Annotated in this window: 24 protein-coding genes and 1 other annotated feature; of the genes, 19 read left to right on the top strand and 5 right to left on the bottom strand. The window is 46.5% G+C overall.

The features are described from left to right. Nucleotides 1-12 precede the first annotated feature (12 nt). Nucleotides 13-561: a prolyl-tRNA synthetase associated domain-containing protein gene (locus tag FLB61_RS08705; protein ID WP_221919908.1), complete on the bottom strand. Its 549-nt coding sequence runs from the start codon at nt 559-561 to the stop codon at nt 13-15. Between the two features lie 237 nt (nt 562-798). Between FLB61_RS08705 and FLB61_RS08700 the strand changes: the two genes are divergently transcribed. The 12 genes from FLB61_RS08700 to FLB61_RS08645 all read left to right on the top strand — a co-directional run bounded on the left by FLB61_RS08700 (nt 799) and on the right by FLB61_RS08645 (nt 12,433). After that, nucleotides 799-2,529 carry an ABC transporter ATP-binding protein gene (locus FLB61_RS08700; RefSeq protein WP_087202090.1) on the top strand — a complete coding sequence of 577 codons (1,731 nt, stop codon included), beginning with the start codon at nt 799-801 and terminating at the stop codon, nt 2,527-2,529. After that, on the top strand, nt 2,522-4,264 hold the full coding sequence (locus tag FLB61_RS08695) for an ABC transporter ATP-binding protein (protein WP_087210292.1): 1,743 nt from the start codon (nt 2,522-2,524) through the stop codon (nt 4,262-4,264). The genes FLB61_RS08700 and FLB61_RS08695 overlap by 8 nt, the downstream gene beginning before the upstream one ends. Nucleotides 4,265-4,434: 170 nt before the next feature. Then, the gene (locus FLB61_RS08690; protein WP_087202019.1) at nt 4,435-5,223 is read left to right on the top strand and encodes an ABC transporter ATP-binding protein; all 789 of its coding nucleotides are present in this window, start codon (nt 4,435-4,437) and stop codon (nt 5,221-5,223) included. Nucleotides 5,224-5,225: 2 nt separating this feature from the next. After that, complete coding sequence (locus FLB61_RS08685; RefSeq protein WP_087210295.1) at nt 5,226-6,419, top strand: ABC transporter permease; 1,194 nt, start codon at nt 5,226-5,228, stop codon at nt 6,417-6,419. Between the two features lie 115 nt (nt 6,420-6,534). Then, a complete protein-coding gene (locus tag FLB61_RS08680; protein ID WP_087202088.1) occupies nt 6,535-6,792 on the top strand; it encodes a YlmC/YmxH family sporulation protein in 258 nt (85 codons plus the stop codon). Nucleotides 6,793-6,861: 69 nt separating this feature from the next. Continuing rightward, nucleotides 6,862-7,329 (top strand): transcriptional regulator NrdR, encoded by a 468-nt coding sequence (gene nrdR / locus FLB61_RS08675; RefSeq protein WP_087202015.1) that lies wholly within the window; start codon nt 6,862-6,864, stop codon nt 7,327-7,329. A 112-nt stretch (nt 7,330-7,441) separates the two neighbouring features. Next, nucleotides 7,442-8,206 (top strand): tRNA pseudouridine(38-40) synthase TruA, encoded by a 765-nt coding sequence (truA, locus tag FLB61_RS08670; RefSeq protein ID WP_221919907.1) that lies wholly within the window; start codon nt 7,442-7,444, stop codon nt 8,204-8,206. Beyond that, nucleotides 8,203-8,958: an exodeoxyribonuclease III gene (locus FLB61_RS08665; RefSeq protein WP_087202011.1), complete on the top strand. Its 756-nt coding sequence runs from the start codon at nt 8,203-8,205 to the stop codon at nt 8,956-8,958. Before truA ends, FLB61_RS08665 begins: the two co-directional genes overlap by 4 nt. Before the next feature lie 4 nt (nt 8,959-8,962). Further along, nucleotides 8,963-10,735: a DUF4037 domain-containing protein gene (locus tag FLB61_RS08660; protein WP_221919906.1), complete on the top strand. Its 1,773-nt coding sequence runs from the start codon at nt 8,963-8,965 to the stop codon at nt 10,733-10,735. Further along, entirely contained in the window at nt 10,714-11,343 is a 630-nt protein-coding gene (locus FLB61_RS08655; RefSeq protein WP_221919905.1) for a DUF4125 family protein, read from the top strand. The genes FLB61_RS08660 and FLB61_RS08655 overlap by 22 nt, the downstream gene beginning before the upstream one ends. After that, the gene (locus FLB61_RS08650) at nt 11,324-11,854 is read left to right on the top strand and encodes an isochorismatase family protein (RefSeq protein WP_087202005.1); all 531 of its coding nucleotides are present in this window, start codon (nt 11,324-11,326) and stop codon (nt 11,852-11,854) included. Before FLB61_RS08655 ends, FLB61_RS08650 begins: the two co-directional genes overlap by 20 nt. A gap of 45 nt (nt 11,855-11,899) precedes the next feature. Continuing rightward, a complete protein-coding gene (locus FLB61_RS08645) occupies nt 11,900-12,433 on the top strand; it encodes a methylated-DNA--[protein]-cysteine S-methyltransferase (protein WP_087210307.1) in 534 nt (177 codons plus the stop codon). Between the two features lie 25 nt (nt 12,434-12,458). Here the strand turns inward: FLB61_RS08645 and FLB61_RS08640 are convergent, their stop codons facing one another. The 4 genes from FLB61_RS08640 to FLB61_RS08630 all read right to left on the bottom strand — a co-directional run bounded on the left by FLB61_RS08640 (nt 12,459) and on the right by FLB61_RS08630 (nt 16,634). Continuing rightward, nucleotides 12,459-13,694, bottom strand: coding sequence for an MFS transporter (locus tag FLB61_RS08640; protein WP_221919904.1), 1,236 nt, complete (start codon nt 13,692-13,694; stop codon nt 12,459-12,461). Further along, entirely contained in the window at nt 13,669-14,547 is an 879-nt protein-coding gene (locus FLB61_RS08635; protein ID WP_087210312.1) for a zinc dependent phospholipase C family protein, read from the bottom strand. Before FLB61_RS08635 ends, FLB61_RS08640 begins: the two co-directional genes overlap by 26 nt. Nucleotides 14,548-14,576: 29 nt before the next feature. Next, a complete protein-coding gene (locus tag FLB61_RS13145; RefSeq protein WP_275952208.1) occupies nt 14,577-14,708 on the bottom strand; it encodes a hypothetical protein in 132 nt (43 codons plus the stop codon). 138 nt (nt 14,709-14,846) lie between these two features. Continuing rightward, nucleotides 14,847-16,634: an aminopeptidase P family N-terminal domain-containing protein gene (locus FLB61_RS08630; protein ID WP_087210315.1), complete on the bottom strand. Its 1,788-nt coding sequence runs from the start codon at nt 16,632-16,634 to the stop codon at nt 14,847-14,849. A 191-nt stretch (nt 16,635-16,825) separates the two neighbouring features. Between FLB61_RS08630 and FLB61_RS08625 the strand changes: the two genes are divergently transcribed. The 7 genes from FLB61_RS08625 to nadC all read left to right on the top strand — a co-directional run bounded on the left by FLB61_RS08625 (nt 16,826) and on the right by nadC (nt 24,531). After that, nucleotides 16,826-17,656: a MurR/RpiR family transcriptional regulator gene (locus FLB61_RS08625; protein ID WP_087201995.1), complete on the top strand. Its 831-nt coding sequence runs from the start codon at nt 16,826-16,828 to the stop codon at nt 17,654-17,656. A gap of 81 nt (nt 17,657-17,737) precedes the next feature. Next, nucleotides 17,738-17,991 (top strand) — a binding site (T-box leader). A gap of 241 nt (nt 17,992-18,232) precedes the next feature. Then, the gene (locus FLB61_RS08620; RefSeq protein ID WP_158095405.1) at nt 18,233-19,237 is read left to right on the top strand and encodes an NUDIX domain-containing protein; all 1,005 of its coding nucleotides are present in this window, start codon (nt 18,233-18,235) and stop codon (nt 19,235-19,237) included. 22 nt (nt 19,238-19,259) lie between these two features. Next, nucleotides 19,260-20,480 (top strand): tyrosine--tRNA ligase, encoded by a 1,221-nt coding sequence (gene tyrS, locus FLB61_RS08615; protein ID WP_087202086.1) that lies wholly within the window; start codon nt 19,260-19,262, stop codon nt 20,478-20,480. A 1-nt stretch (nt 20,481) separates the two neighbouring features. After that, nucleotides 20,482-21,237, top strand: a complete 756-nt coding sequence (locus tag FLB61_RS08610) for a ZIP family metal transporter (RefSeq protein ID WP_087201991.1) — start codon at nt 20,482-20,484, stop codon at nt 21,235-21,237. 205 nt (nt 21,238-21,442) lie between these two features. Then, nucleotides 21,443-22,351, top strand: coding sequence for a quinolinate synthase NadA (nadA, locus tag FLB61_RS08605; RefSeq protein WP_221919903.1), 909 nt, complete (start codon nt 21,443-21,445; stop codon nt 22,349-22,351). 15 nt (nt 22,352-22,366) lie between these two features. Further along, complete coding sequence (locus FLB61_RS08600) at nt 22,367-23,674, top strand: L-aspartate oxidase (RefSeq protein ID WP_087201987.1); 1,308 nt, start codon at nt 22,367-22,369, stop codon at nt 23,672-23,674. Beyond that, complete coding sequence (nadC, locus tag FLB61_RS08595) at nt 23,671-24,531, top strand: carboxylating nicotinate-nucleotide diphosphorylase (protein WP_221919902.1); 861 nt, start codon at nt 23,671-23,673, stop codon at nt 24,529-24,531. Before FLB61_RS08600 ends, nadC begins: the two co-directional genes overlap by 4 nt. The last annotated feature ends 26 nt before the right edge of the window (nt 24,532-24,557 follow it).

The following is a 24,557-nucleotide window of genomic DNA, read 5'->3' as shown; positions in this document are numbered from 1 at the left end:
TTGGATGTCGGTTTACAGGCGAACAAGTGTTGGACGGTGACCGGTGTGTTTCAGAAATTTATTCATGATATCATTCATACGAATCTTCAGAGTCGAGCTGTTGATACACGGATGACAGCCGATATATTCATCTTTCAGTAAATCTTCATCAATCAAAAGCGATACATCCCAGTCTTTGTCATTCATCAGACCGAGCACACTTACAGAACCAGGAGTGATATCCAGATACTGTTCCATGAATTCCGGCTCTGCAAAAGAGAGGCGGGAAATACCAAGCTGGGCGGACAGATCTTTTGTGAGAAATTTTTTGTCCCCTGGCATCAAAAGAAGGAAGAACGTTGTCTTCTGGCGGTTACGAAGGAAAAGATTTTTACAGATCTTGACGCCGAGCTCGTTTTCTACAGCGGCACAGTCTTCGATCGTGTCCGCGGTATCGTGGTCCACACCTTCGTAAGCGATGTGAAGCTGATCAAGCAGATCATAGACTCTTCTTTCTTTCTCAAGTCTTCCGGTGCAGTCCGGTTTTTCGGTAAAATGCGTTGTGTTTACATGTATTGCCATGGCAAAATCCTCCTGTATATGTTTCGTTCATTGTTTCCGGATATGATCCGGCAAGTTAAACATACCAGTCATCGGTGGAAACAGATATATACAGTATAAAAAGAATCCAAATGAAAGACAAGCAAGATAAAAAAGTTTTAAGAAAATAAAAAAAGTCTTTGGAAAATACGGGTATTGCAGAAGATATGGGAAGACATTATAATGAAAGAATATGAAAAAGAAAATGGGAGAGAAAAAATGAGGAAACTTCTGAAATATCTGAACAAATATAAAAAAGAAAGTATCATCGGTCCGCTTTTTAAGCTTCTGGAGGCATGCTTTGAGCTTTTGGTGCCGCTCATCATGGCCAGTATGATCGATGTAGGGATTGCAAAGAAAGATACCGGATATATCTTTGGGATGGGAAGCATCCTGATTCTTTTTGCCGTGCTGGGACTTGCATGTTCACTGACAGCCCAGTATTTTGCGGCGAAGGCATCTGTGGGGTTTGGAACGGAACTGCGTCATGACATGTTCGTACATATACAGGAACTTTCCTACTCTGAGATTGATCAGGCAGGGAGTGCCACTCTTGTCACACGGATCACAAGTGACATCAACCAGGTTCAGTCGGGAGTCAATCTGGTACTGCGTCTCTTCCTTCGTTCCCCGTTTATCGTCGTGGGAGCCATGATCATGGCATTTACCATCAGTGTGAAGCTCGCGTTGATTTTTGCTGTGGCCGTCCCTCTTCTTTCTATTGTGATCTACGGTATTATGGTCGTATCCATCCCGCTGTACCGCAGGGTTCAGAAAGGGCTTGACCGAATCCTTTTGTCTACAAGAGAGAATCTGGAAGGAATCAGGGTCGTGCGTGCATTTGGCATGCAGGAAAAGGAAAAAAAAGAGTTTGAGAAGGAAAATGAATTCTTTCTGGCGGCGCAAATGCTGGTAGGAAAGATTTCCGCGCTTCTCAACCCAGTCACGTACATCATTGTCAATGCGGCGGCCATCGCAATCGTATGGTATGGCGGAAAGGAAGTATATGCAGGAGGGATCACGCAAGGGGAAGTCATTGCCCTTGTCAACTACATGACTCAGATCCTCCTTGCCCTTGTAGCGCTTTCCAATCTTATCGTAAGTTTTACAAAAGCACTGGCTTGTGCCAACCGTGTCAATGAGGTCTTTGCGCTTCGCCCATCCATCACAGAAGGACAGGAGACGGAAGGGGCAGGAACGGATGAGGCAGTGGCGTTCGAGAATGTATCATTTGCCTATCCAAAAAGCAAGGCTTATGCTGCACAAGATCTTGAGTTTTCCGTAAAAAAAGGCGAGATGATCGGTATCATCGGAGGTACTGGCTCAGGAAAGTCCACACTTGTCAATCTGATCCCGCGGTTTTATGACGTGACCGAAGGATGCGTGAAAGTGGATGGACGGGATGTAAAGGAATATTGTCTGGAAACACTCCGGAAGAAGATCGGGATCGTACCGCAAAAAGCAGTACTGTTTCAGGGATCCATCCGGGACAATATGAAAATCGGAAATGAGGATGCAGATGACGAGGCTATCATGGAAGCTCTTAAGATTGCTCAGGCCCGGGAAGTTGTAGGAGAAAAGCCGGAAGGGCTGGATCATATGATAAGTGAAAGCGGGAAGAATCTTTCCGGTGGGCAGCGCCAGAGGCTTACGATCGCAAGAGCTATCGTAAAGAAACCGGAGATCCTTATTTTGGATGACAGCGCTTCTGCACTGGATTTTGCCACGGATGCGAGACTTAGAAAGGCAGTCCGCGGATTGAAAGATATGACGGTATTTGTCGTATCCCAAAGAGCAGCATCAGTCATGCAGGCAGACAGGATCATTGTTCTGGAAGACGGCAGGATAGCAGGTATCGGGACACATCAGGAGCTTTTAAAGACCTGCCCGGTATATGAGGAAATCTGTTATTCCCAGTTGTCAGAAAAGGAGGCAGGGTATCATGCATAAAGAAGGAAAAAAAGGAACGCTTATGAAGGTGCTTCGCTATATTCGTCCATACATGCACTATGTCATCTTATCTCTGCTTTTTGCGGCCCTGTCCGTTATTTTGACGTTGTATGCACCGATTCTTCTGGGGGAGGCTATCGATTGTATCGTCGGCAAGGGAAATGTTGACTTTGGAGAGATTTTTCTGATTTTGGAAAAAACAGCTTGTGTTATCATTGTCACAGGAATTGCCCAGTGGCTTATGAATCTTTGCAACAATCAGATCACATACGGGGTTGTCAAGGATATCCGCCTGAAAGCCTTTAAGAAGCTGGAAAATCTTCCGCTCTCTTATGTGGACAGTCATGCAAGCGGGGATACGATCAGCCGGATCATCACGGATGTGGAACAGTTTTCAGACGGACTTCTGATGGGATTTTCCCAGTTTTTCACAGGAGCGGTAACGATCCTGGCCACCTTGCTGTTCATGCTCTCCATTGATGTAAAGATTTCTCTTGTTGTAGTCCTTATCACGCCGCTATCTTTTTTCGTGGCTGGCTTTATCGCAAAGCGTACTTACATGATGTTTAAAAAACAGTCTGAGACAAGGGCAAAGATGACGTCTCTTGTCAATGAGATGGTGGGAAATCAAAAGGTCGTGCAGGCATTTGGATATGGGAGACGTGCCTCAAAGCGGTTTGACGAGATCAATGACACGTTGAAAGGATACAGCCTCAGGGCAATATTCTTTTCATCTATTACAAATCCGAGCACCCGGTTTGTGAACAATCTGGTCTACATGGGCGTCGGAATCACAGGGGCTCTCAGCGCCATCACGGGAGCGATCAGCGTAGGGCAGCTCTCCTGCTTCCTTACGTATGCGAACCAGTATACAAAGCCATTTAACGAAATATCAGGTGTTGTGACGGAGCTGCAGAACGCCTTTGCCTGTGCAAAAAGAGTGTTCGATTTTATGGAAGAAGAGCCGGAAACGCCGGACGATGCAGATGCCGTTGTTCTGAAAGAAGTGGAAGGAAATCTTTCCCTTTGCAATGTAAGTTTTTCTTATAAAAAAGAAACACCACTTTTGAAAGATCTGAACCTGGAGGTAAAGCCCGGGCAGAAGATTGCCATCGTAGGGCCGACAGGATGCGGGAAGACGACTCTTATCAATCTCCTGATGAGATTTTACGATGTAAATCAGGGAGAGATCCGGATGGAGGGGATCGATATCCGCCGTCTTACACGAAAGAGTCTGAGAGAAAATTACGGCATGGTCCTGCAGGAGACGTGGCTGAAATCAGCTACCATCGCGGAAAATATCGCATACGGCAAGCCAGATGCCACGATGGAAGAAATCATGGTGGCGGCAAAAGAGGCTCACGCCCACAGTTTTATCATGAGAATGCCGGAAGGCTACGACACAATGATTTCAGAGGAAGGTGGAAGTCTTTCCCAGGGGCAGAAGCAGCTCCTTTGTATCGCCCGTGTCATGCTCCGTCTGCCTCCGGTGCTCATTCTGGATGAAGCCACATCCTCCATTGATACGAGGACGGAGATCCAGGTACAGAAAGCTTTTGAAAAACTTATGGAAGGAAGGACAAGTTTCATTGTGGCACATCGTCTTTCAACGATACGGACCGCAGACAGGATACTTGTCATGAAAGACGGAAATATCATCGAACAGGGAACACACGATGAGCTCCTCTCACAGGGTGGATTTTATAAAAATCTGTATGAAAGCCAGTTTTTATAGGATGCGCAACCACAAATTTACACTGTAAAAAGCAACAGAAAAAACTTGACAAAATTTTCCGGGGGGGGGGGTAAAATTAACGTAAGATTAACTTGACAATCTGCTTTTATAGTGCAAAGATATCCATGTACACAAAAAAGTATGACATCTTAGAAGAGGGAGGATAAGTTATGGATCAGGTAGTGGAGATCAACATTCAGGGTCTTTCGAAAGTCTACAAGCTTAACAAGAAACAGATGCAGGAATCTCATACGAAAAACCCGAAAAAAACAGCAGTTGACGACCTGTCCCTTACTGCCAGACAGGGAGAGATTTATGGACTGCTGGGACCAAACGGAGCAGGGAAGACGACAACTCTTCGCTGTATCGCAACGATCATCAAACCGACAGCCGGACAGGTATATGTAAATGGGCATGAGGTTCAAAAAGAACCGGAGGAAGTACGAAAATGTATTGGATTCCTTACCAGTGATATCAAGCTGGATCCGCAGTTTTCGGTAGACTACATGTTTGATTTTTTTGGAGAACTCAGAGGCTTGCCTCGGCAGAAGATCAAGGAGAGAAAAAAGGAACTTTTTGATTACTTCCAGATTGGGGATTTTGCCCACAAGAAGATCAAGGAATTGTCCACCGGTATGAAACAGAAAGCAGCTATCGCAGTAAGCCTTGTGCATGACCCGGAGATTATCATCTTTGACGAACCGACGAACGGACTGGATATTATCACAGCCAGAAGTGTGACAGACTATCTCAGAAAGTTAAGAGATGACGGAAAACTCGTCATAGTCTCTACGCATATCATGTCAGAGGCAGAGAAACTTTGCGACAGGATCGGCATCATTATCGATGGGAAAAAGACAGCGGAAGGAACATTAAAGGAACTTCTTGAAGCCACCGGAGCAGGAGATCTGGAGGATGCTTTCTTCGAGTACTACAAAGCGGCAAAGGGGGAAGCATAGTTATGAAGACAATCTATAAAAAAGAGCTTGCGCGGATTTTCAAAGATAAGAAAATGATTTTTTCTGTTTTTTTCCTGCCGGTACTTTTGATGGTGGGGATCATGGCTCTGGTCGGAAGTCTTTCGAAGAGCGAGATGGAAAAGATACAGGAGCATAAGTCGATCGTATACATGATCAATCAACCGGACAGTTTTGCTCAGTTTATGGAAGCGGCAGATTTCAATATTTCTGTGAAAGACATTGCGACAGATGCGGAATTTGAAAATGCAAAAACGAAACTCAGAGATGGGGATGCAGATCTGATCATCGAATTCCCGGATAATTTTGATCAGGTCATCGCGTCATACCAAGAAGGACAGGATGTACCGCAGATCAAGACATATTATAATCCGTCGGAAGACTATTCATCCAGCGCATATGAGACCATTTCCACACAGGGACTTGAGGCGTACCGGCAGATACTTCTGTCTCAGCGGATCGGGGATCTCAACGGCATACAGATCTTTACGGTAAACACCGACAATCCGGATATGGTCGTTCAGGATGATCAGAAGGCAAGCGGCAAAGCGCTTGGCATGATGCTTCCGTACTTTATTACCATCCTTCTTTTTGCAGGTGCGATGGGACTTGGCGTAGATATGGTGGCTGGGGAAAAAGAGAGAGGGACAATGGCGAGCCTTCTTGTGACCCAGGTTAAGAGAAAGTCTATTGTGCTCGGAAAAGTGTTTGCCCTTATGACGTTATCCGGCATCTCGTCTGTTATCTATATCGTAGTAATGGGCGTTTCTTTCCCGAAGATTCTGGGAGGGGACAGTGGGCTGAACTTTGAAGTGACAGTGGAGCAGATTGTAATGATCGGGGTGCTCCTTGTGGCTATCGCTTTCCTTTATTCATCCATCATAGTTCTGATTTCTGTATTTGCGAAAGACACAAAAGAAGCAAGTACATACATTACGCCTGCTTATATGGTCGTTCTTGTCATCGGACTTATGACGATGTTCACAACGAAAGATGCAGGTACGATGGAATATATGATTCCATTTTACAATACAGCACTGGCATTGAAGGGAATCCTGGTAAATGAAGTGACGATGGCACAGTACGGCATCACGCTTGGAGTGACACTTGTTCTTGGCGCAGTCCTCACAGTAGCCATCGCAAAGGCATTCGAAAGCGAAAAAGTGATGAACATGTAATGTGTAATGATATATATAAGGCGCATATACTGGTATGAAACTGGTATGTGTGCCTTTCTTAATTTGAAGCGAAGGGCACAAGGTGCAAGGAGAGAGGAAAATGAAGGATGGGATCATGCGGCTGTGCGATCTGAGGGAAAAGGAAGTGATCAATACATGCAACTGTCGGAGGCTTGGCTGCGTCGTGGATCTGATCGTGGATATGAATAAAGGGTGTGTCCAGGCGATTGTTGTACCGGGACCTGGACGGTTCGGAGGACTTTTCGGTCATGACAGCGAATTTATCATCCCGTTCGAATGTATCTGCAAGGTAGGGCCGGATATTATTCTCGTGGATATCTGCGAAGAAAAATTTTTGCATCAATGCGTGTAGGGAACAGTTGACCGGTCTTTGGACGGATGGTATACTTAAACCAAAAATGGGGAAAGGACGGTACACAAGATGAAATGCCCTTACTGCAATCATCCGGATACCCGTGTCGTTGATTCACGTCCGGCAGAAGACGGTTCATCTATCCGGAGGAGAAGATCTTGTGACGCATGTGGGAAACGGTTTACCACCTATGAAAAAGTGGAGACGATCCCGCTGATAGTGATAAAGAAAGACAATAACCGGGAGCAGTACGACAGGGGAAAGATCGAAAAGGGGATTCTGCAGGCCTGCTACAAACGGCCCGTATCAGCAGATAAGATCCGAAAGACAGTAGAGCAGGTGGAGACAGACATCTTCAACAGGGAAGAAAAAGAGATTTCCAGCAGCGTCATCGGGGAGATTGTCATGCACAAGCTGAAAGATCTGGACGAAGTCGCCTATGTGAGGTTTGCGTCTGTATATCGGGAATTTAAGGATGTAAATACCTTTATGGATGAACTGAAAAATATACTGGATAAAAAAGGACAGGAGAGCTGACGGCTCTCCTGTTTGCTTCTACCCTTTATTCAGGATTCTTTTTACCCTTGCGGATGAACTGGAAATACCATACAATAGAGGCGTGATAACGACAGAAGGAAAGGCGCGATTTATGAGAACATATAAACTGACGATCGCATACGACGGCACAAGATATCAAGGGTGGCAGCGTCAGGCGGGAGTATCCAACACGATCCAGCATGTGGTAGAGAAAGCGATCTGCTCCGTCACAGGATATGAAGTAAAGATCCAGGGATCGGGACGGACGGACGGCGGAGTACATGCATTTGGGCAGACAGCGAGCCTTCGCCTCTCAGGGAAAGTAGAGATCCCGGAATTCCAAAATAAACTCAATACTCTCCTGCCGGAAGACATCCGCATCCTTGATATGGAACTTGTTCCCAATACCTTCCACGGGCGGCGAAGTGCAAAAGGAAAATGCTATGTATACTATGTGGATACACGGGAGAAACAAAATGTCTTTACAAGAAAGTACACATGCCATTATCCGGAGAAGCTAAATGTGGGAGAGATGAGGGCGGCGGCGTCACACCTGTGCGGCAGGCATGACTTTACGAGTTTTACAGACCGCAAAGATGAGATCAGCTGTACGAGAAGGATTGATGAGATCCGAATCGAAGAAGAAAAAGATAAGATTATCCTGTCCTTTCGGGGGAACGGGTTTATGTACCATATGGTCCGCATCCTAAGCGGGACACTCCTGGAAGTAGGGAGCGGGAAGAAAAGAGCAAGTGATGTGGATGGCATTCTGAAGGCAAAAGACCGGCAGAAAGCAGGTTTTCTCGCACCGGCACAGGGGTTGTTTTTAAAAGAAGTATATTATCTGGACAACAGAAAAGAGGAGGAAGGACAATGAAATTCATATCATGGAATGTAAATGGTATCCGGGCTTGTGTGCAGAAAGGATTCCTGGATTTTTTCAAAGAGACGGATGCAGATATTTTCTGCATTCAGGAGACGAAGATGCAGGAAGGGCAGCTGGAGCTTGATCTTCCGGGATATCATCAGTACTGGAATTCTGCTGTGAGAAAAGGGTATTCCGGGACAGCGGTCTTTACAAAAAAGGAACCTATCCAAGTGTCCCGCGGAATTGGCATCGAGGAGCATGATCAGGAAGGGCGTGTTATCACTCTGGAATTTGAAGATTTTTATTTCATCACTGTGTATACACCAAACTCTCAGAATGAACTTGCAAGGCTGGATTACCGGATGCAGTGGGAAAAGGATTTTCTTGCCTATCTGAAAAAACTGGAAGAGACAAAACCGGTCGTTTTCTGCGGGGATCTGAATGTGGCGGCTGAGGAGATCGACTTAAAAAATCCGAAGACGAACAGAAAGAATGCAGGATTTACAGATGAAGAACGGGACAAGTTCCGGACACTGAAGGCAGCTGGATTTATCGATACCTTTCGGCATTTCTATCCGGATCAGGAAGGGATCTATTCCTGGTGGTCGTACCGGTTCAGTGCCAGAAAGAAAAATGCAGGGTGGCGTATCGACTATTTCCTGGTATCAGAGTGTCTGAAAGACCGGCTTCAGGATGCGAAGATATTGACGGACATTATGGGGAGTGATCACTGTCCGGTAGAACTTGATATGGAAGGATAAAGCAATGTTTGATTTACAGGAATTTCTGCAGGGACTGGATTTCCTCTACGCTTCTGGGCGCGCAAAAGAAGCGGAGAGCTATCTGAAGCAAGGGCTTAAAAATGCAGCGGCCGAAAAAGACGATGGAGCCATCCTTGCGATATTAAATGAATTGATGGGATATTACAGGGCAGCCAGCAGGTATGAGGAATGTATTCTGTGCAGCCAGCAGGCGCTGTCTCTTGCTGATGCTATGGGCCTTTCCGGCACGGCGGACTACGGAACGATGCTTCTGAATGCGGCAACCGGGTACCGGGCTGCAGGGGAATTTGAAAAGGCTGAGAAGCTTTACGAGGAGACGTATCGGATTTTCCGAAAGCACATGACCGGACCGGATTACCGGATGGCATCCCTTCACAATAATCTGAGTCTGCTCTACAGCGAGACGGGAAGATTGGAAGATGCAAAAAAAGAATTGGAGCTTGCCATGGATACGATTGCAAAGCTTCCGGATGCAGATATCGAGACGGCCATTACCCACACGAATCTCGGCAATCTTTGTTTTCAGATGAATCGGTTTTCCGAAGGAGCCGAACACATGAAAAAGGCGGTGTCCATCTTTGAGAGAATGCCGGACGGAAAAGATTCCCACTATGCGTCCGCTCTCTCAGGGCTTGCGGAAGCGTATTATCACGAGGGAGAGCTGGAAGAATCTGCAAGATGTTATGAGAAGGCGCTTCGTGAGATCGAAGCGTACTACGGCGAAAATGATTACTATCAGATCACAAAACGGAATCTGGAGACGGTAAGAGATCTTCTGAAAAGGGAGAAGGCGGCAGCGGCCAGCGAGATGACAGGACTTGAGATGGCAAAGGCATACTACGAGGCATACGGGAAAAAGATGATCGAAGAAAAATTTCCTGATTATGCAGGGCGGATTGCCGTCGGTCTTGTAGGGGAAGGGTCTGAGTGTCTTGGATTTGACGACGCGGTCTCCGCGGATCATGACTATGGACCGGGATTCTGCATCTGGCTCACGAAAAAGGATTATCGGAAAATAGGGAAGAGACTTCAGGAAGAGTATGAAAAACTTCCCGGAGAATTCATGGGATTTCCGGCGAAGCATCGGACAGAACAGGGAAAAGAGCGTACCGGAGTGTTCGAGATCGGAAGTTTTTTCCAGTATCTGACTGGGTACGCGAAAGCGCCAAAGACGGAGAAGGAATGGTATTCCATTTCGGAAGAAGCGCTTCGCACAGCTACAAGCGGGGAAATATTTTCGGATCCTCTTGGCAAATTTACAAAGCGAAGAGCGCGTTTCCTGGATCGTCCAGATACAGTACGTCTTGAAAAGCTGGCAGTGTCTCTCGGGAAAATGGCACAGGCTGGACAGTACAATTTTGGACGAGCCAAAAAGAGAGAAGATATAGGGTCAATGTATTTTGCCATGGCAGAGTTTCTGAAAGCTGCCTGCGAAGCAGTGTATCTTTTGAATGGAACGTACATGCCGTTTTATAAATGGAGAATGAGAGGGATGCGCTCTTTAAAAAAAGGCCAAAAGATCCGGAAACAGATCGAGGAACTGATGAATGGGCAGATGGCCGGACAAGGTGTCGAAGAAAAAGCGGAAGAACAGATGGAAGCGATCTGTCAGCTCATAGTGCAGGAGTTGAAAGAAAGCGGACTCACAAAATCTGATGATCCATTCCTGGAAATTCAGAAAGCGGAAGTACGCCGTACAGCGGATATCCGGAGGATGGAAAAAGAGGAGGAACAATGGAAAGAAAAGAGCGAGTGATCGAGGAGACGATCAAGATGGAATGGCTCCAGTTTCAGGAAGTCTCGAATGAAGGCGGGCGGGCCGCCTGCCAGGACGACCAGGAGACGTTTGTGATCATGAGGAAAAGTCAGTTTCTTGCCTGGGATGAGGAGGTCATCGTAAGTTATCTCGACGATTTAAACGAGGCGCGGGAGAAAGGATGGAATCTGATCACAGAGAAGTATGCCCGTATGATGGAAAGCACAGCACCAGAGCAGTATGCAAGGTTTGCAGATGTGCTCCCGAAACGGGAGGAAGCCAGAATCCGGATCCAGGAAGATATCATATCAAAAGAGATGGAGTGGGCGGAAGAATTTGCAGCAAAGTACCCAAAACTTGGGGCTACCGGACGGAAGATCCGCACATCCGAAGACACCGAATGGGAGACATCACAGGAGACTTATCTTCGCGGCGAGATTTCCACTTATTCAGATAAAACGCTGGCTCTTTACTATGCCATGATCTGCCGATTTGAGCGGGAAGGGAAAAATTATACAGAGATGATCCTAAACAACATGATCGCGCAGTATGGATACAAGACATTAGAACAGACGGAGGAAAGATTGGATGAAGATAGACGCAAATAAGACGATAGCAGTGGCTGTCGATTACCAGGAACGGCTCATGCCGGTCATGGAGGGAAAAGAAGAACTGCTGGAGCACTCTGAAATTTTGCTCAAAGGGCTTCGCACACTGGAAATCCCGATCATCCTCACACAGCAGTACACAAGAGGACTTGGGATGACGGTAAAGGAGATTACAGATGCGGCAGGGACAGAGGACTATCAGGAAAAGATAAGTTACAGTGCCTATGAGGAACTGTCGCCCCTGATCGAGGGGAAAACCTATGTTGTTGTGTGTGGAATAGAATCCCATATCTGTGTCCTTCAGACGGTTATCGATCTGAAAGAAAACGGATATATTCCGGTACTTGTGACGGATTGCATTTCCAGCCGGAAACACCGGGACAAGGAGATGGCTCTGGAAAGAGCAAGGATAGAAGGAGCTGTTCTCACGACATACGAGGCACTGCTTTTTGAACTGCTCGGAAAAGCCGGGACGCCAAAGGCAAAGGCAATCCAGCGGTTGATCCGATAAAAAATACTTTTGGGAAGTCTGTGGAACTTTGGAAGGAGAATGTTTATGATATATATGTCCAAATGGGAATCGCCGATTGGCGGTATTACGATGGCGGGAACCAGGGAGGAACTGACTGGACTTTGGTTTGACGGACAGAAATATTTTGAGAGCGGGCTTCCAAAAGAGCGTGAAGAAAAGGAAACGCCCGTCTTTCAGGAGACGAAAAGGTGGCTTTCGATATATTTTCAGGGAAAAGAGCCGGATTTTACACCGCCCCTTTTGCTGGAAGGATCCGAATTCAGAAAGGCAGTGTGGAGAATCCTGCTTACTATCCCGTACGGGGAGACGATGAGTTATGGGGAAATTGCCCGCAGAATTGCAAAAGAGCAGGGGCAAACAAGGATGTCCGCCCAGGCAGTCGGAGGGGCGGTCGGTCATAATCCAATTTCTATCATCGTGCCGTGCCACAGAGTGGTAGGGACAAATGGAAGCCTGACCGGATATGCAGGTGGGATTGACCGGAAAATCAGGCTTCTGACACTGGAAAAGACGGACATGTCGGGACTTTTTGTACCGAAGAAAGGAACTGCTCTGTAATGCAGAATACAAAAAAGGAAAGGCGCTATTGTCCTTTCCTTTCTGTTTTTTGAAAGAATAGAAATCCTATGAGAAAGAGGACGACCAAAGAGCCGACGCCTATGTTCATCTGCCCTGTGATCTGGCTGATGAGGGAGACGAGTGTTGTCCCGGCAAATGATGCCCCTTTTCCGCAGATATCGTAGATACCAAAGTATTCTCCGGAGCGCTCAGCCGGTATGATTCTCGCAAAGTAAGAGCGGGACATGGACTGGATGGCACCCTGGAAGATTCCGACACAGACTGCCAGAATCCAGAACTGGTACTGTTCTTTCAGTGTGATTCCGTAAAGGGCGATGAGGAAATAGGCAAAAATGCAGATTTTGATCAAAGATGCATTTTTGTATTTGCTGCACAGCCGCCCGAAAAGAAGAGCCGCCGGAAAAGCGACGATCTGGGTCGTGAGAAGAGCAAGTAAAAGTCCGGTAGTATCAAGTCCAAGTGCAGTTCCGTAAGCGGTCGCCATATCGATGATCGTGTAGACGCCATCAATGTAGAAGAAAAAGGCAATCAGAAAGTAGAGAACTTGCCTGTTTTGCCCAAGTTCCCTAAACAGGTGCCAAAGCCGCCCGAAGGAAGCGGACGCAAAATGAGCTTCCCGCTGTACACTGTGGGTCTGCTGATAGCTTTTTAAAAGCGGGATGGACAGCATTACCCACCAGAGCGCGATCAATAGAAAGGCGATGCTCATGGCCGTATTCATGGTAATCCCCAGTTTTTCGTACAGCAAGACGAGAAGGAGGCTCAAGATAAAAGGGATGCAGCTTCCGATATAACCCCAGGCATATCCTTTTGCCGAGATGGCATCCATCCGATCTTCTGTAGTCACATCTACAAGCATTGAGTCGTAAAAGACAAGACTTAGCGAGTAGGCAGATTTTGCAAGGACAAACAGGAAAAGGAAACATACCCAGGATGCAGTAAATCCGAGAAATACGCATCCCAGCGCACCGATGAGGAGGGCAGCCATAAAGAATTTCCGTTTTCGTCCTTTGAAATCCGAAGCAGTGCCAAGAATAGGAGCCAGCACGGCAGTGATGATGGTGGCCGCAGAAGTAGCATATCCCCAGAAGGCCAGATAGTTGACCTCAGAGACGGAGGCCTGTTCTGCCAGATAATTGAAGTAGATCGGCATGATGGTAGATACAAGCAGGGTAAATGCCGAGTTGGCCACATCATACAGGATCCATTTCTTTTCAAGCGAAGTCGTCTGGAATTTCATAAGTCTTCTCCTTTTCATAAGATAATACAGGAATTTCCTTCCAACCAGGGCGAGGACCAAAGGTACGGTCAAAAAGCGGATCCAGAGAAGAAGGGGCGGAAAGGCAGCGGACGTAATTATCTGTAAGATCCAGACATATGTCTATTGCGTGGTTCATCAGTTTGTGGAGACGCAGGTTGCTGTCCCGGCATCTTGGATCTCCTTTTTTGTTCATCATCAAACCGCGCATGCTTTTATACTTTCCGGAAATGCGAAGAACAAGAGCAATTCCAGTGCGCTTGAATGGATTTGGCGTCGTCAAAAGGTCATTGTACCAGATCATAGAGTGTAAGGATGACTCGATCTCCTCCGCCGAGAGGGCAGGAAAGAAAGAGTGAATCTGGGACGCGTACTCCGGTGTGACAAACAGGTGTCCGGTCACTTCAGCATGAAGCGGGATTTTCCTGTTTCTCAGGAGGAGATAGCGGTCAAATTCTGACTCGATCAGGGAGTGGGATACGTGGCTGACACGAATTTTCTGTTCGACATAGCTGTGGCAGGAAAGATCCAGCGCAAAATGGCATAAAAAGCCCAGTATATACGCAATTCGTGCATCTTTGTCATTTTCATTTTCTGTATTGCGGATCACAGAGGCGGCACGTGCAAAGAAACGGCCGGCCGGCTGAGAATGCATGCCAAATCCGGTCTGATTGACTTTGTTTTTCTGGAGAGCTCTGTAGTAAAATAAAATGTCCGGTCCGTGCAGACCGATCTCAAACAGATCAGGATTTTTGCGGATGAGTGCCCTGATCTCAGGGGAGAATGCTCGTTTCATCTTCTCCCCGAATATATAGTGTGCATAAATTGCAGGCATAAAGAACCTCCCGATATGATTATTCTGCCTTAACGAAGTGAGGAATAGGGCTTACGCCTGAAAATTTCTGCTGCTTTTTCGCTGACAGATGTTTCCATCTTATAATACTGAAGTTTGATGTCATATTTGATCTGTTTTCGGCTTCTTCTTTCTTTTTTCATATCCAACACCTCACTTTTTTTCATTACAGAGATGATAACATAGAAAAAGCAGAGATTATGTTAAGGGCAGTTTAAATGTTTGAAAAAAATAGCTCCCGATTCCAATTGGATACCGGGAGCTCTTTTGCAGAAAATACTTTAGATTTCTCTTGTGTATGTTCTGAGCCATTCTTTTTCTTCGTTGTCAAGATACGGAGAAATTTTTTCGTAAACGGCTTTGTGATAATCGTTGAGCATCTTCTTTTCAACTTCTGTCATAAGATCCGGATTGATGGCATCCAGATCCATCGGAATGAATGTGATCGGTTCAAAATACATAAACTGTCCGTATTCATTCTTTTCGCCTTCACATGTCAGAAGTTCGTTCTCCAGGCGGATGCCGTGGCTTCCTTCAATGTAGATGCCTGGCTCGTCTGTGATGATCATTCCTTTTTCAAATGGCTGGATCTCACCTGCGCGGTACTGCCAGCGGAATCCTGCAGGACCTTCGTGGATGTTCAGAAGATATCCGACACCATGTCCGGTTCCATGGTTGAAGTTCATATTTCTGTCCCAGAATGGCTTTCTCGCAAGCATGTCCAGTGTCATTCCAGTGCAGCCCTTCAGGAATTTTGCATTTGCAAGAGAAAGGTTGCTGATGGCTACGAGAGTAAAATGATCTTTCATGATCTGCGGAATTTCGCCAAATGCGTAAGTACGAGTCACATCTGTGGATCCTTCATAGAATCCTGCTCCTGTATCGGTAAGAAGGAAATTGCCCTCCTTTACCTCCACATCTGTTTCAGGGGAGGATGTATAGTGGACGATAGCCCCGTGCTCGCCATATGAGCTGATCGGCTCAAAACTTGGGCGGATAAAGTTGCCCTGTTCTGCACGGAATTCGTCAAGTTTTTCGGAAGCACTTATTTCTGTAATCGTGATCTTGCCGACATTTTCCTTCAGCCATTTCATAAATTTGATGTGGGCGATACTGTCCTTGATCTGCGCCTTTTTGATGTTTTCGATTTCTACTTCATTTTTGATGGCTTTGAAAAGGATTTCCGGGTTGCGTTCTTCTACTTTTGCAACGCCTTCCGGGATGTTGTTGTAGAGAGCATAATTCAGCCTTGCCGGGTCGATGAGCAGGACTTCATCTGTGCTGATTTTCTTGATATCTTCATAGATATCGTTGTACGGATGAAGAACCACTCCATCTTTCGCGAGATCTGCTTTGATTTCATCGCTCAGTTTTGCTTCATTGATATAAAGATCCATTTTGTCCATTGTGATGACAGCGTAGGAAAGAACAAGCGGGAAGAATTCGATATCATTTCCGCGGATGTTCAATGTCCAGCAGATATCGTCCAGTGTCGTAAGTACATGGGCAGTTGCGCCGCATTCTTTCATTGATTCACGGATACGTCCAAGCTTGGATGCAACGCTCTCTCCAGTGTATTTTAAATCCAGAGCAAATACCGGCTCTGTGGAAAGTTCCGGACGGTCTGTCCAGATTTCGTCGATGAGATCATAGTCATAGATGATCTTTCCGTGTTTTGCGGATGCGATCGCTCCATAGTCCTGTCCTTCGCCCATGGATACGACGCGGCCGTCGAAGCCAAGTGTACCGTTTTCCGGGAGTTTGTCGGAAAGGTACTCAAGGATAGTCGGAACGCCAGGTTCGCCCATTTTCATCAGATTGACTGTTGATCCTGCAAGTTGTTTCGCTGCCTGGATAAAGTAGCGGCCGTCTGTCCAAAGATGAGCCTCTGTCTTTGTAATCACAGCGGTTCCGGCAGAACCGGAAAATCCTGTGATGAATTTTCTTGCTTTGAAATGTTCCCCAACATATTCACTCTGATGGAAATCTGCTGTCGGAACAACATAAATGTCAATTCCTTTTTCTTCCATCAGTGAGCGTAATTTCGCAATTCTTTCTGGTACGTTCATGGTTGAAAACCTCCTTCATTTTCAGCAATAAAATTGAATACCAATTCAAGCACGTCTATTATAACACAAAATTGGAAAAACAAGTATACTGTATTGACAATATTTCTCTGTATGAGATACTTATTCTGAGATCTACAGGAGGGCAGAATGTTTGTATCTGCATCTGGTAAGAGAGAAAAGGAGACGGAGAAATGGAAAAATATACGAGATCGATCATCCCCGTCATTGAGTATAATTATGAGAATCTCACAACGATGGAAAAGACGATAGCCGATTTTTTTATAAAAAATAAAAAGCGAGTGGATTTTTCGGCCAAGGCAGTGGCAGAGCGGCTTTTTGTGTCTGAAGCGTCACTGTCCCGATTCGCAAAAAAATGCGGGTACAGAGGGTATCGGGAATTTATCTATCAATACGAAGAGACATTTCAGGACGGAAGGAAGAAACCGGTTCAGGGGAGTATGGCCCGTGTGCTGGACTGCTATCAGGAGGTGCTGAACAAAACATATAATCTGGCGGATGAGACAAAGCTTCGAAGGATCAGCAGGATGATGAGAAAGGCGGAACGGATTTTTGTGTGCGGAGTGGGAAGTTCCGGTATTGTGGCAAGGGAGACGGAACTCCGTTTTATGCGCATTGGAATGAATATCAATTCCTTGATTGAGCGGGATATGATCCGAATGCGTGCCGTCTTTCAGGACGAGCGTTCCATGGTTATCGGGCTGAGCATGAAAGGGGAGACAAAAGAAGTCCGCTACATTTTGAGAAAAGCACATGAAAGAAAAGCAAAGTGTGTGCTTGTCACTGCCAGGAACAACCCGGAATTTCGGGAATTTTGTGATGAGATCATTCTCGTACCCGGCCTTGATAATCTGGACAACGGTGATCTGATCTCTCCGCAGTTTCCAATGCTTGCTATGATGGATATCCTGTATGCTTGTTATCTTGATCAGGATCAGAGCATGACAAAAGCATTTCTGCAGGATACGGCAGAAGCCCTCCGGGAGTCTGTTCAGGAAGTATAAGCCTGAGTTGAATTTCTAAAAAAATCAGGGTTGACAATAAAAAAAGAATACGCTACTATCATAGATAAGCATCAAAATATATGAAAAGCAATGAAGAGAAGAAGTAACAGCAGATCAGGTTCATACAGAAAGTAACCGGTTGATGAGAGGTGCACGAAAAGTTTGCTGTGAATACATCTTGGAGCTTCACACCGAAAAGAAAGTAGGCTGTGACGGGATCGCACACGTTACCGTGCGGAGAGATTTCCATCTGTGAGAGACAGACGGAGATTTTGCTGAGCCGGATCAGTTCCGGGAAAAAAGGTGGTACCACGGGATTTTGCCTCGTCCTTTATGAAGGACGGGGCTTTTTTATGTCATAGGAAACTTCCTTCCTGTGACATAAAAAATGCTCCGCGAGGATCGAACTGCGGCAAAGCGGAAGATGTCGCTGGAGCGACTTGCCGCAGGCGGCGAAGCCTGAAAAGCAGGCTTCTTTCTTGATTCTACATTCTAAAGGTAAAACAGATGGAAGTTTGGGATTTATTTGATGAGAACAGAATACCGCTTGGGAGGACCGAGAGCAGGGCAGCGCCTGTGAAAAAAGGAGAATACCATATTGTTGTGGTAGCCTGTGTCGTCAATTCTAAAAATCAGATCCTTCTGACACTCCGGGACCGAAATAAAGTGAAGTATCCGGGGACATGGGAGAATACGGGAGGAGCTCTGCAGGCAGGAGAGAGCAGCAGGGAGGCAGCAGTCCGAGAACTTTTTGAGGAGACTGGCATCAAAGTGGCACAAGATGACCTGACTATGCTGGATTCTCAAAAAGAAGAATACGCGTTCATTGATTTTTATATAGTAAAAAAGGATGTTCCTCTGGAAGAAATTGTTCTTCAGAAGGGAGAGACGACAGATGCCAGATGGGTCACATTCCGGGAGATGCTTGAGATGGGAAGATGCGGAGAGATTGCCCCACCTATCTATCGCCGTATGCGTACACTTGCTCCAAAACTTATAAAATTTCTTGGGATCCGCAAGGTGTCGGAATCCAGAAAAATCATCATTCTTGGATGCAGCGGAAGCGGAAAGTCCACATTGGCTGCCAAGCTTGGGAAACAGCTGTCCCTTCCAGTCGTCTATCTGGATGCGCTTTCCTGGGATGCAGGATGGAAGAGGAAGCCTTTTGAAGAGTTTGACCGGCTTGCAGAAGCAGAGATCCGGAAAGAGGAGTGGATCATCGACGGGAATTTTCCAAGGACTGTAGAACACCGCATGGATGAATGCGATACGGTCATCTATCTGGATTTCAAAAGGTGGTTTTGTATTCTGAGCGTTCTGAAAAGAGTGATCAAAAACTACGGAAAACCGAGGGAAAGCATGAATCCCGGCTGCCCGGAGAAGTTCGATCCGTCATTCCTTAAGAGGATCTGGAATTTTGACAGGCGGAGCAAAGCGCACTACTATGGATACATGGAAACATTGAGTGACACGAAGCTGATCGTTCTGAAGTCAAGACGGGAAGTCGGCCGCTTTTTAGAAAAAGTGGAAAAGGAAGGCCGTTTTGTCGAAGGAAACTACAAAAAGCAGAAGAAAAAATAAAGAGAAAGAAGAGGAGAGAAAGATGCAGATTTACGAAGAATTGAAAGCCCGCGGCCTGATCGCACAGGTTACGGACGAAGAAGAGATCAGAGAACTGATCAACAATGGAAAAGCTACATTTTACATCGGATTTGACCCAACCGCAGACAGCCTTCACGTGGGGCATTTCATGGCGCTTTGCCTGATGAAACGTCTCCAGATGGCAGGAAACAGACCAATCGCCCTGATCGGCGGAGGAACCGGCTATATCGGAGATCCGTCCGGCCGGACAGATATGCGTTCCATGATGACGCCGGAACAGATCCAGCACAACTGTGACCGTTTCAAAGAACAAATGAGCAAATTCATTGATTTTTCTGAGGGAAAAGCTCTGATGGTCAACAATGCGGATTGGCTTTTAGATCTCAACTATGTAGATTTCTTAAGAGAAGTGGGACCGCATTTCAGCGTCAATAACATGCTCCGTGCAGAGTGTTACAAACAGAGGATGGAGAAGGGACTCAGCTTCCTTGAATTTAACTACATGATCATGCAGAGCTACGATTTTTACATGTTATTCCAGAAATACGGATGCAACATGCAGTTCGGCGGAGACGATCAGTGGTCCAATATGCTTGGCGGTACCGAGCTGATCCGCCGAAAATTAGGAAAGAACGCATGTGCCATGACGATCACTCTCCTTCTGAATTCCGAAGGAAAGAAGATGGGAAAGACACAGTCCGGAGCTGTGTGGCTTGATCCGGAGAAAACGTCTCCGTTTGAATTCTACCAGTACTGGAGAAACATTGCAGATGCGGACGTGCTGAAATGTATCCGTATGCTGACATTCCTTCCGCTGGAGGAGATCGACGCCATGGATAAATGGGAAGGAAGCCAGCTTAATCAGGCAAAAGAGATTCTCGCATTTGAACTTACGAAGCTGGTACACGGAGAAGAGGAAGCAAGAAAAGCGCAGGACAGCGCAAGAGCACTGTTTACAAGCGGAAACGCGGCAGATATGCCGACATATGAACTTGCTGAAGAAGATTTCACAGATGGGAAAATCGACATTCTTACCATTCTATTTAAGAGCGGACTCGTGCCGTCCAAATCCGAGGCGAGACGTGCCGTGCAGCAAGGCGGAGCGACTGTAAATGGAGAGAAAGTGACAGACACCTATACATCTTACACTAAGGAAGATTTCGAAAAAGATTTTGTATTGAAACGTGGGAAGAAGAACTTCCGAAAGATCGTGGTGAAATAGTATGAATCTGCTTATTACGATTATTGTGTTGACAGCATTGTCCGGAATCGGAGGAACCGGAATCGGAGCGGCCATCAGTACGACAGTGCGAAAGGGATCCGACAAGGCTATGAGCCTTCTCTTAAGCTTTGCTTCCGGGACGATGATCAGTATCGTCTGTCTGGATTTGTTCCACGATGCGCTGGAGACCGGGATGGCAAAAGAAGGAATCGCTTTATTTGTGATCATCGGCTTTCTGACGGTATATCTGTTGGAGAGAGTGATGGACAAGAAGGCTGAGCAGGCCAGAAACCGGATGAGCAGGAAGATGATGATGGCAGGTGTGGCAATGATGTTTGCCGTGGCGTGTCATAACATTCCGGTAGGGATGACCATCGGAGCATCTTCAGTAACCCACGAAACACTTTGGGGAAGTCCGGCGCTCACACTTGCGATCTTCATCGGTATCCACAATGTACCGGAAGGGATGGCCATCTGTGCGCCTCTTCTCGCAGCAGGGATGAAAAAAGGGAAGGCAGTTCTTCTCACAGCCTTGAGCGGAGCAGCCATCATCGTGGGCGGTCTTCTCGGATACTGGATCGGAGATATGGGGCAGATGGGACTTGCGATCAGCCTGAGTTTTGCATCCGGCGCCATGCTCTACGTGAATTTTGGGGAGATCCTTCCGGAAGCCAATGCCCTCTACAGGGGGAAGATGCCGGCATTCTTCACGGTTCTTGGCATTTTGCTGGGCATGATGTTCATGCATGCACATTAAGAAAAAGAAATAAGCGCGTAAAGGGAATGTCCCTGCTGGAAGATCGTCCGGCAGGGATGTTTTATGTCATAGGAAACTTCTTTCTTGTGCAGAAAAGTTCTCTGGACTCTCCTATAAAGCAAAAAGATAAACAGGTGTCTTGTCACATGTAAGAAACAGGTGTATAATGCGGTGTAAATGAGTAAACAAACAGGGGGAAACCGCAATGCATTCTTTGAAAAGAGAGATAGAGACATTAAAAAAAGAAAAAAAGGCTGTTATCCTTGCGCACTATTATGTGCCGGATGATGTACAGGAAATCGCCGACTGCATAGGAGATTCCTTTTATCTGAGCAAGGCTGCAAAGGAAACAGATGCCCAGATCATTGTATTTGCAGGCGTCTCTTTTATGGGAGAGAGCGCCAAGATCCTGAATCCGGGAAAGAAAGTCCTTTTGCCGGATCCGACGGCAGACTGTGCCATGGCACATATGGCGGATCCGAAAAAGATACAGGAGATGAAGGAAGTACATCCGGATCTGGCGGTAGTCTGCTACATCAATTCGACAGCAGAGCTTAAGACATACTCGGATGTCTGCGTGACATCAGCCAATGCAGTCAAGGTCGTAAAGGCGCTGCCGAACAAGGAGATCTTTTTTATACCGGACAGACACCTTGGAAGTTTTGTCGCTGAGCAAGTGCCGGAGAAGCAGATATTTCTAAATGACGGGTATTGTCCAGTGCATCATAAGATCACGCCGGAAGATGTGAGATGGGCGAAAGCGGCGCATCCGGAAGCGCTTTGTTTTGTACACCCGGAATGTCCGGAAGAAGTAGTAGCGCTCTCGGATTATGCCGGAAGTACATCCGGAATCATAAAAGCGGTGGAACAGTCTGATGCGAAAGAATTTCTGATCGGAACAGAGGCAGGCGTCCTGTATGAGCTGAAAAAGAACAATCCGGACAAGATATTCCATCTCGTCACGCCGGAACAGTGCTGCTATGATATGAAAAAAGTGACTCTTGAAAAGATCCGGGATTGTTTAAGAGATGAAAGCAATGAAGTACACGTGCCGGAAGAGGTAAGCAAAAAGGCGGCAAAGGCCATGGAACGGATGCTGGAGCTTGCAAAATAAACGGAGGAAAAGGGTATGGATACAATACAGGCAGATATCGTGATCGTGGGGACCGGGGCCAGCGGTCTGTTTGCGGCTTTGCATCTTCCGGAAGACAAAAAGATCGTAATGATCACGAAAGATTGTGCGGAACACAGTGATTCCTTTCTGGCACAGGGAGGGATCTGCGTACTGCGCGATGAAAAAGACTATGACAGTTTTATGGAAGATACACTAAAGGCAGGGCACTATGAAAACAGAAGAGAGTCCGTAGATATCATGATACGGTCTTCCAGAGAAGTCATCGATGAGCTGATCGGATACGGGGTTGATTTTGCGAAAAAGAATGGCGAGCTGGATTACACAAGAGAAGGATGCCATTCAAAACCAAGGATCCTTTTCCACGAAGATATTACCGGTCAGGAGATTACAAGCCGTCTTCTTTTGGAAGTGAGAAAGAGGAAAAACATAAAACTTTTGGAATATACGACAATGATCGATATTGTCGAAAAAGAAAATTGCTGTTATGGGGTCATGGCTTCAGGAAAAGATGGGGAAGTCTGCTTTTTAAAAGCACCGTACACGATCCTGGCTACCGGAGGAATCGGGGGATTGTATACGCATTCTACCAATTACCCGCATCTTACGGGAGATGCCCTTGCCATTGCGCTGAAGCATGGTGTGCAGCTGGAAAATATTGATTATATACAGATCCACCCAACGACGCTGTATTCGAAAAAACCGGGCCGCAGGTTCCTCATCTCTGAATCTGTGAGGGGAGAAGGGGCAAAGCTTTATGGAGCAGACGGGAAACGGTTTGCCGATGAGGTGCTCCCGAGAGATCTTTTGACTGAAGAGATCAAAAAACAGATGGAAAAAGATCAAAAACCGTATGTATGGCTGGATATGACGATGCTTGGAAACGATGAGATCCAGGCGCATTTCCCTCATATTTACGAGAGATGTCTCGAAGAAGGGTACGATGTGACAAAAGATTGGATTCCTGTCGTGCCGGCACAGCATTATTTCATGGGCGGGATCCACGTGGACAAGAACAGCAAGACGACGATGGAGCGTCTTTACGCAGCAGGAGAGACGAGCTGCAATGGGGTTCACGGGGCGAACAGGCTGGCCAGCAATTCTCTTTTGGAAAGCCTTGTATTTGCAAAGAGGGCAGCACAGGAGATTGCAGCGACATTCACGGAAGAAGATGGAGAAGACTGTGAGGTCGACTGTCTGGCAGAAGAGACATTGCGGGAACTGGAAAAAGACAGGACGGATCTTTCACACATTTACAAAATGCAGGTGTTAGAAGAAATTGAAAAGGAGAGAAAAGCAAGATGAATGAGATCACGATGAAAATACAGGCCGATGAGCTGATCATGCAGGCACTCCGGGAAGATATTACAAGTGAGGATATCACGACAAATGCGGTAATGCCTGAAAAAAAGCAAGGAGAAGTGGAACTCATCTGTAAGCAGGACGGAATCATCGCAGGACTCTGGGTGTTTGAGCGCGTGTTTACCCTGCTGGATCCGGAGACGAAGACAGAGTTTTATGTAGAAGATGGAGAGAAGGTAAGGGGCGGCCAGCTTATGGGAGTTGTAAGAGGGGATATCCGTGTTCTTTTATCAGGGGAGCGGACGGCTTTGAACTATCTTCAGAGGATGAGCGGGATCGCCACGTACACAAGACAGGCAGCCGATTTGCTGAAAGGGACGAAGACAAAGCTTCTTGATACAAGAAAGACGACGCCGAACATGCGTATTTTTGAAAAATATGCAGTGAAAGCGGGAGGAGGATACAATCACAGATACAATCTGTCTGACGGGATCCTTCTGAAAGACAATCACATCGGAGCTGCGGGAAGTGTAAAGAAGGCGGTAGAGATGGCAAAAGAATACGCCCCGTTTGTCCGCAAGATAGAGGTTGAGACGGAGAATCTTGAGATGGTAAAAGAAGCGGTTGAGGCAGGAGCCGACATTATTATGCTTGACAATATGTCTCCGGATCAGATGAAAGAAGCGGTAAATTTCATTGCAGGGAGAGCCCAGACAGAGTGCTCGGGCAATGTGACAAAAGAGAAGATCAAGATGCTTTCCGAGATCGGTGTCGACTATATCTCCAGTGGAGCATTGACACACTCCGCCCCGATTCTTGATATTTCCTTGAAAAATCTTCACGCAGTGGAGGAAATGTGATATAACTGTTTAAGGACAAAGTGGAA

The sequence above is a fragment of the Sellimonas caecigallum genome (genome assembly GCF_019754295.1).
In the GTDB taxonomy this organism is placed as follows: Bacteria; Bacillota; Clostridia; order Lachnospirales; family Lachnospiraceae; genus Sellimonas; species Sellimonas caecigallum.
This window is presented reverse-complemented; position numbering and strand designations above follow the sequence as displayed.

Excerpts from the sequence above, each read along its gene's own strand:
- FLB61_RS08650 (WP_087202005.1), top strand. The coding sequence starts at position 11,324 with ATGAAGATAGACGCAAATAAGACGATAGCAGTGGCTGTCGATTACCAG.
- FLB61_RS08685 (WP_087210295.1), top strand. The coding sequence starts at position 5,226 with ATGAAGACAATCTATAAAAAAGAGCTTGCGCGGATTTTCAAAGATAAG.
- FLB61_RS13145 (WP_275952208.1), bottom strand. The coding sequence starts at position 14,708 with ATGAAAAAAGAAAGAAGAAGCCGAAAACAGATCAAATATGACATCAAA.
- FLB61_RS08660 (WP_221919906.1), top strand. The coding sequence starts at position 8,963 with ATGTTTGATTTACAGGAATTTCTGCAGGGACTGGATTTCCTCTACGCT.
- FLB61_RS08645 (WP_087210307.1), top strand. The coding sequence starts at position 11,900 with ATGATATATATGTCCAAATGGGAATCGCCGATTGGCGGTATTACGATG.
- FLB61_RS08655 (WP_221919905.1), top strand. The coding sequence starts at position 10,714 with ATGGAAAGAAAAGAGCGAGTGATCGAGGAGACGATCAAGATGGAATGG.
- FLB61_RS08635 (WP_087210312.1), bottom strand. The coding sequence starts at position 14,547 with ATGCCTGCAATTTATGCACACTATATATTCGGGGAGAAGATGAAACGA.
- nadC (WP_221919902.1), top strand. The coding sequence starts at position 23,671 with ATGAATGAGATCACGATGAAAATACAGGCCGATGAGCTGATCATGCAG.
- nrdR (WP_087202015.1), top strand. The coding sequence starts at position 6,862 with ATGAAATGCCCTTACTGCAATCATCCGGATACCCGTGTCGTTGATTCA.
- FLB61_RS08625 (WP_087201995.1), top strand. The coding sequence starts at position 16,826 with ATGGAAAAATATACGAGATCGATCATCCCCGTCATTGAGTATAATTAT.
- FLB61_RS08640 (WP_221919904.1), bottom strand. The coding sequence starts at position 13,694 with ATGAAATTCCAGACGACTTCGCTTGAAAAGAAATGGATCCTGTATGAT.
- FLB61_RS08665 (WP_087202011.1), top strand. The coding sequence starts at position 8,203 with ATGAAATTCATATCATGGAATGTAAATGGTATCCGGGCTTGTGTGCAG.
- FLB61_RS08700 (WP_087202090.1), top strand. The coding sequence starts at position 799 with ATGAGGAAACTTCTGAAATATCTGAACAAATATAAAAAAGAAAGTATC.
- FLB61_RS08690 (WP_087202019.1), top strand. The coding sequence starts at position 4,435 with ATGGATCAGGTAGTGGAGATCAACATTCAGGGTCTTTCGAAAGTCTAC.
- truA (WP_221919907.1), top strand. The coding sequence starts at position 7,442 with ATGAGAACATATAAACTGACGATCGCATACGACGGCACAAGATATCAA.
- FLB61_RS08600 (WP_087201987.1), top strand. The coding sequence starts at position 22,367 with ATGGATACAATACAGGCAGATATCGTGATCGTGGGGACCGGGGCCAGC.
- nadA (WP_221919903.1), top strand. The coding sequence starts at position 21,443 with ATGCATTCTTTGAAAAGAGAGATAGAGACATTAAAAAAAGAAAAAAAG.
- FLB61_RS08610 (WP_087201991.1), top strand. The coding sequence starts at position 20,482 with ATGAATCTGCTTATTACGATTATTGTGTTGACAGCATTGTCCGGAATC.
- tyrS (WP_087202086.1), top strand. The coding sequence starts at position 19,260 with ATGCAGATTTACGAAGAATTGAAAGCCCGCGGCCTGATCGCACAGGTT.
- FLB61_RS08630 (WP_087210315.1), bottom strand. The coding sequence starts at position 16,634 with ATGAACGTACCAGAAAGAATTGCGAAATTACGCTCACTGATGGAAGAA.
- FLB61_RS08680 (WP_087202088.1), top strand. The coding sequence starts at position 6,535 with ATGCGGCTGTGCGATCTGAGGGAAAAGGAAGTGATCAATACATGCAAC.
- FLB61_RS08695 (WP_087210292.1), top strand. The coding sequence starts at position 2,522 with ATGCATAAAGAAGGAAAAAAAGGAACGCTTATGAAGGTGCTTCGCTAT.
- FLB61_RS08705 (WP_221919908.1), bottom strand. The coding sequence starts at position 561 with ATGGCAATACATGTAAACACAACGCATTTTACCGAAAAACCGGACTGC.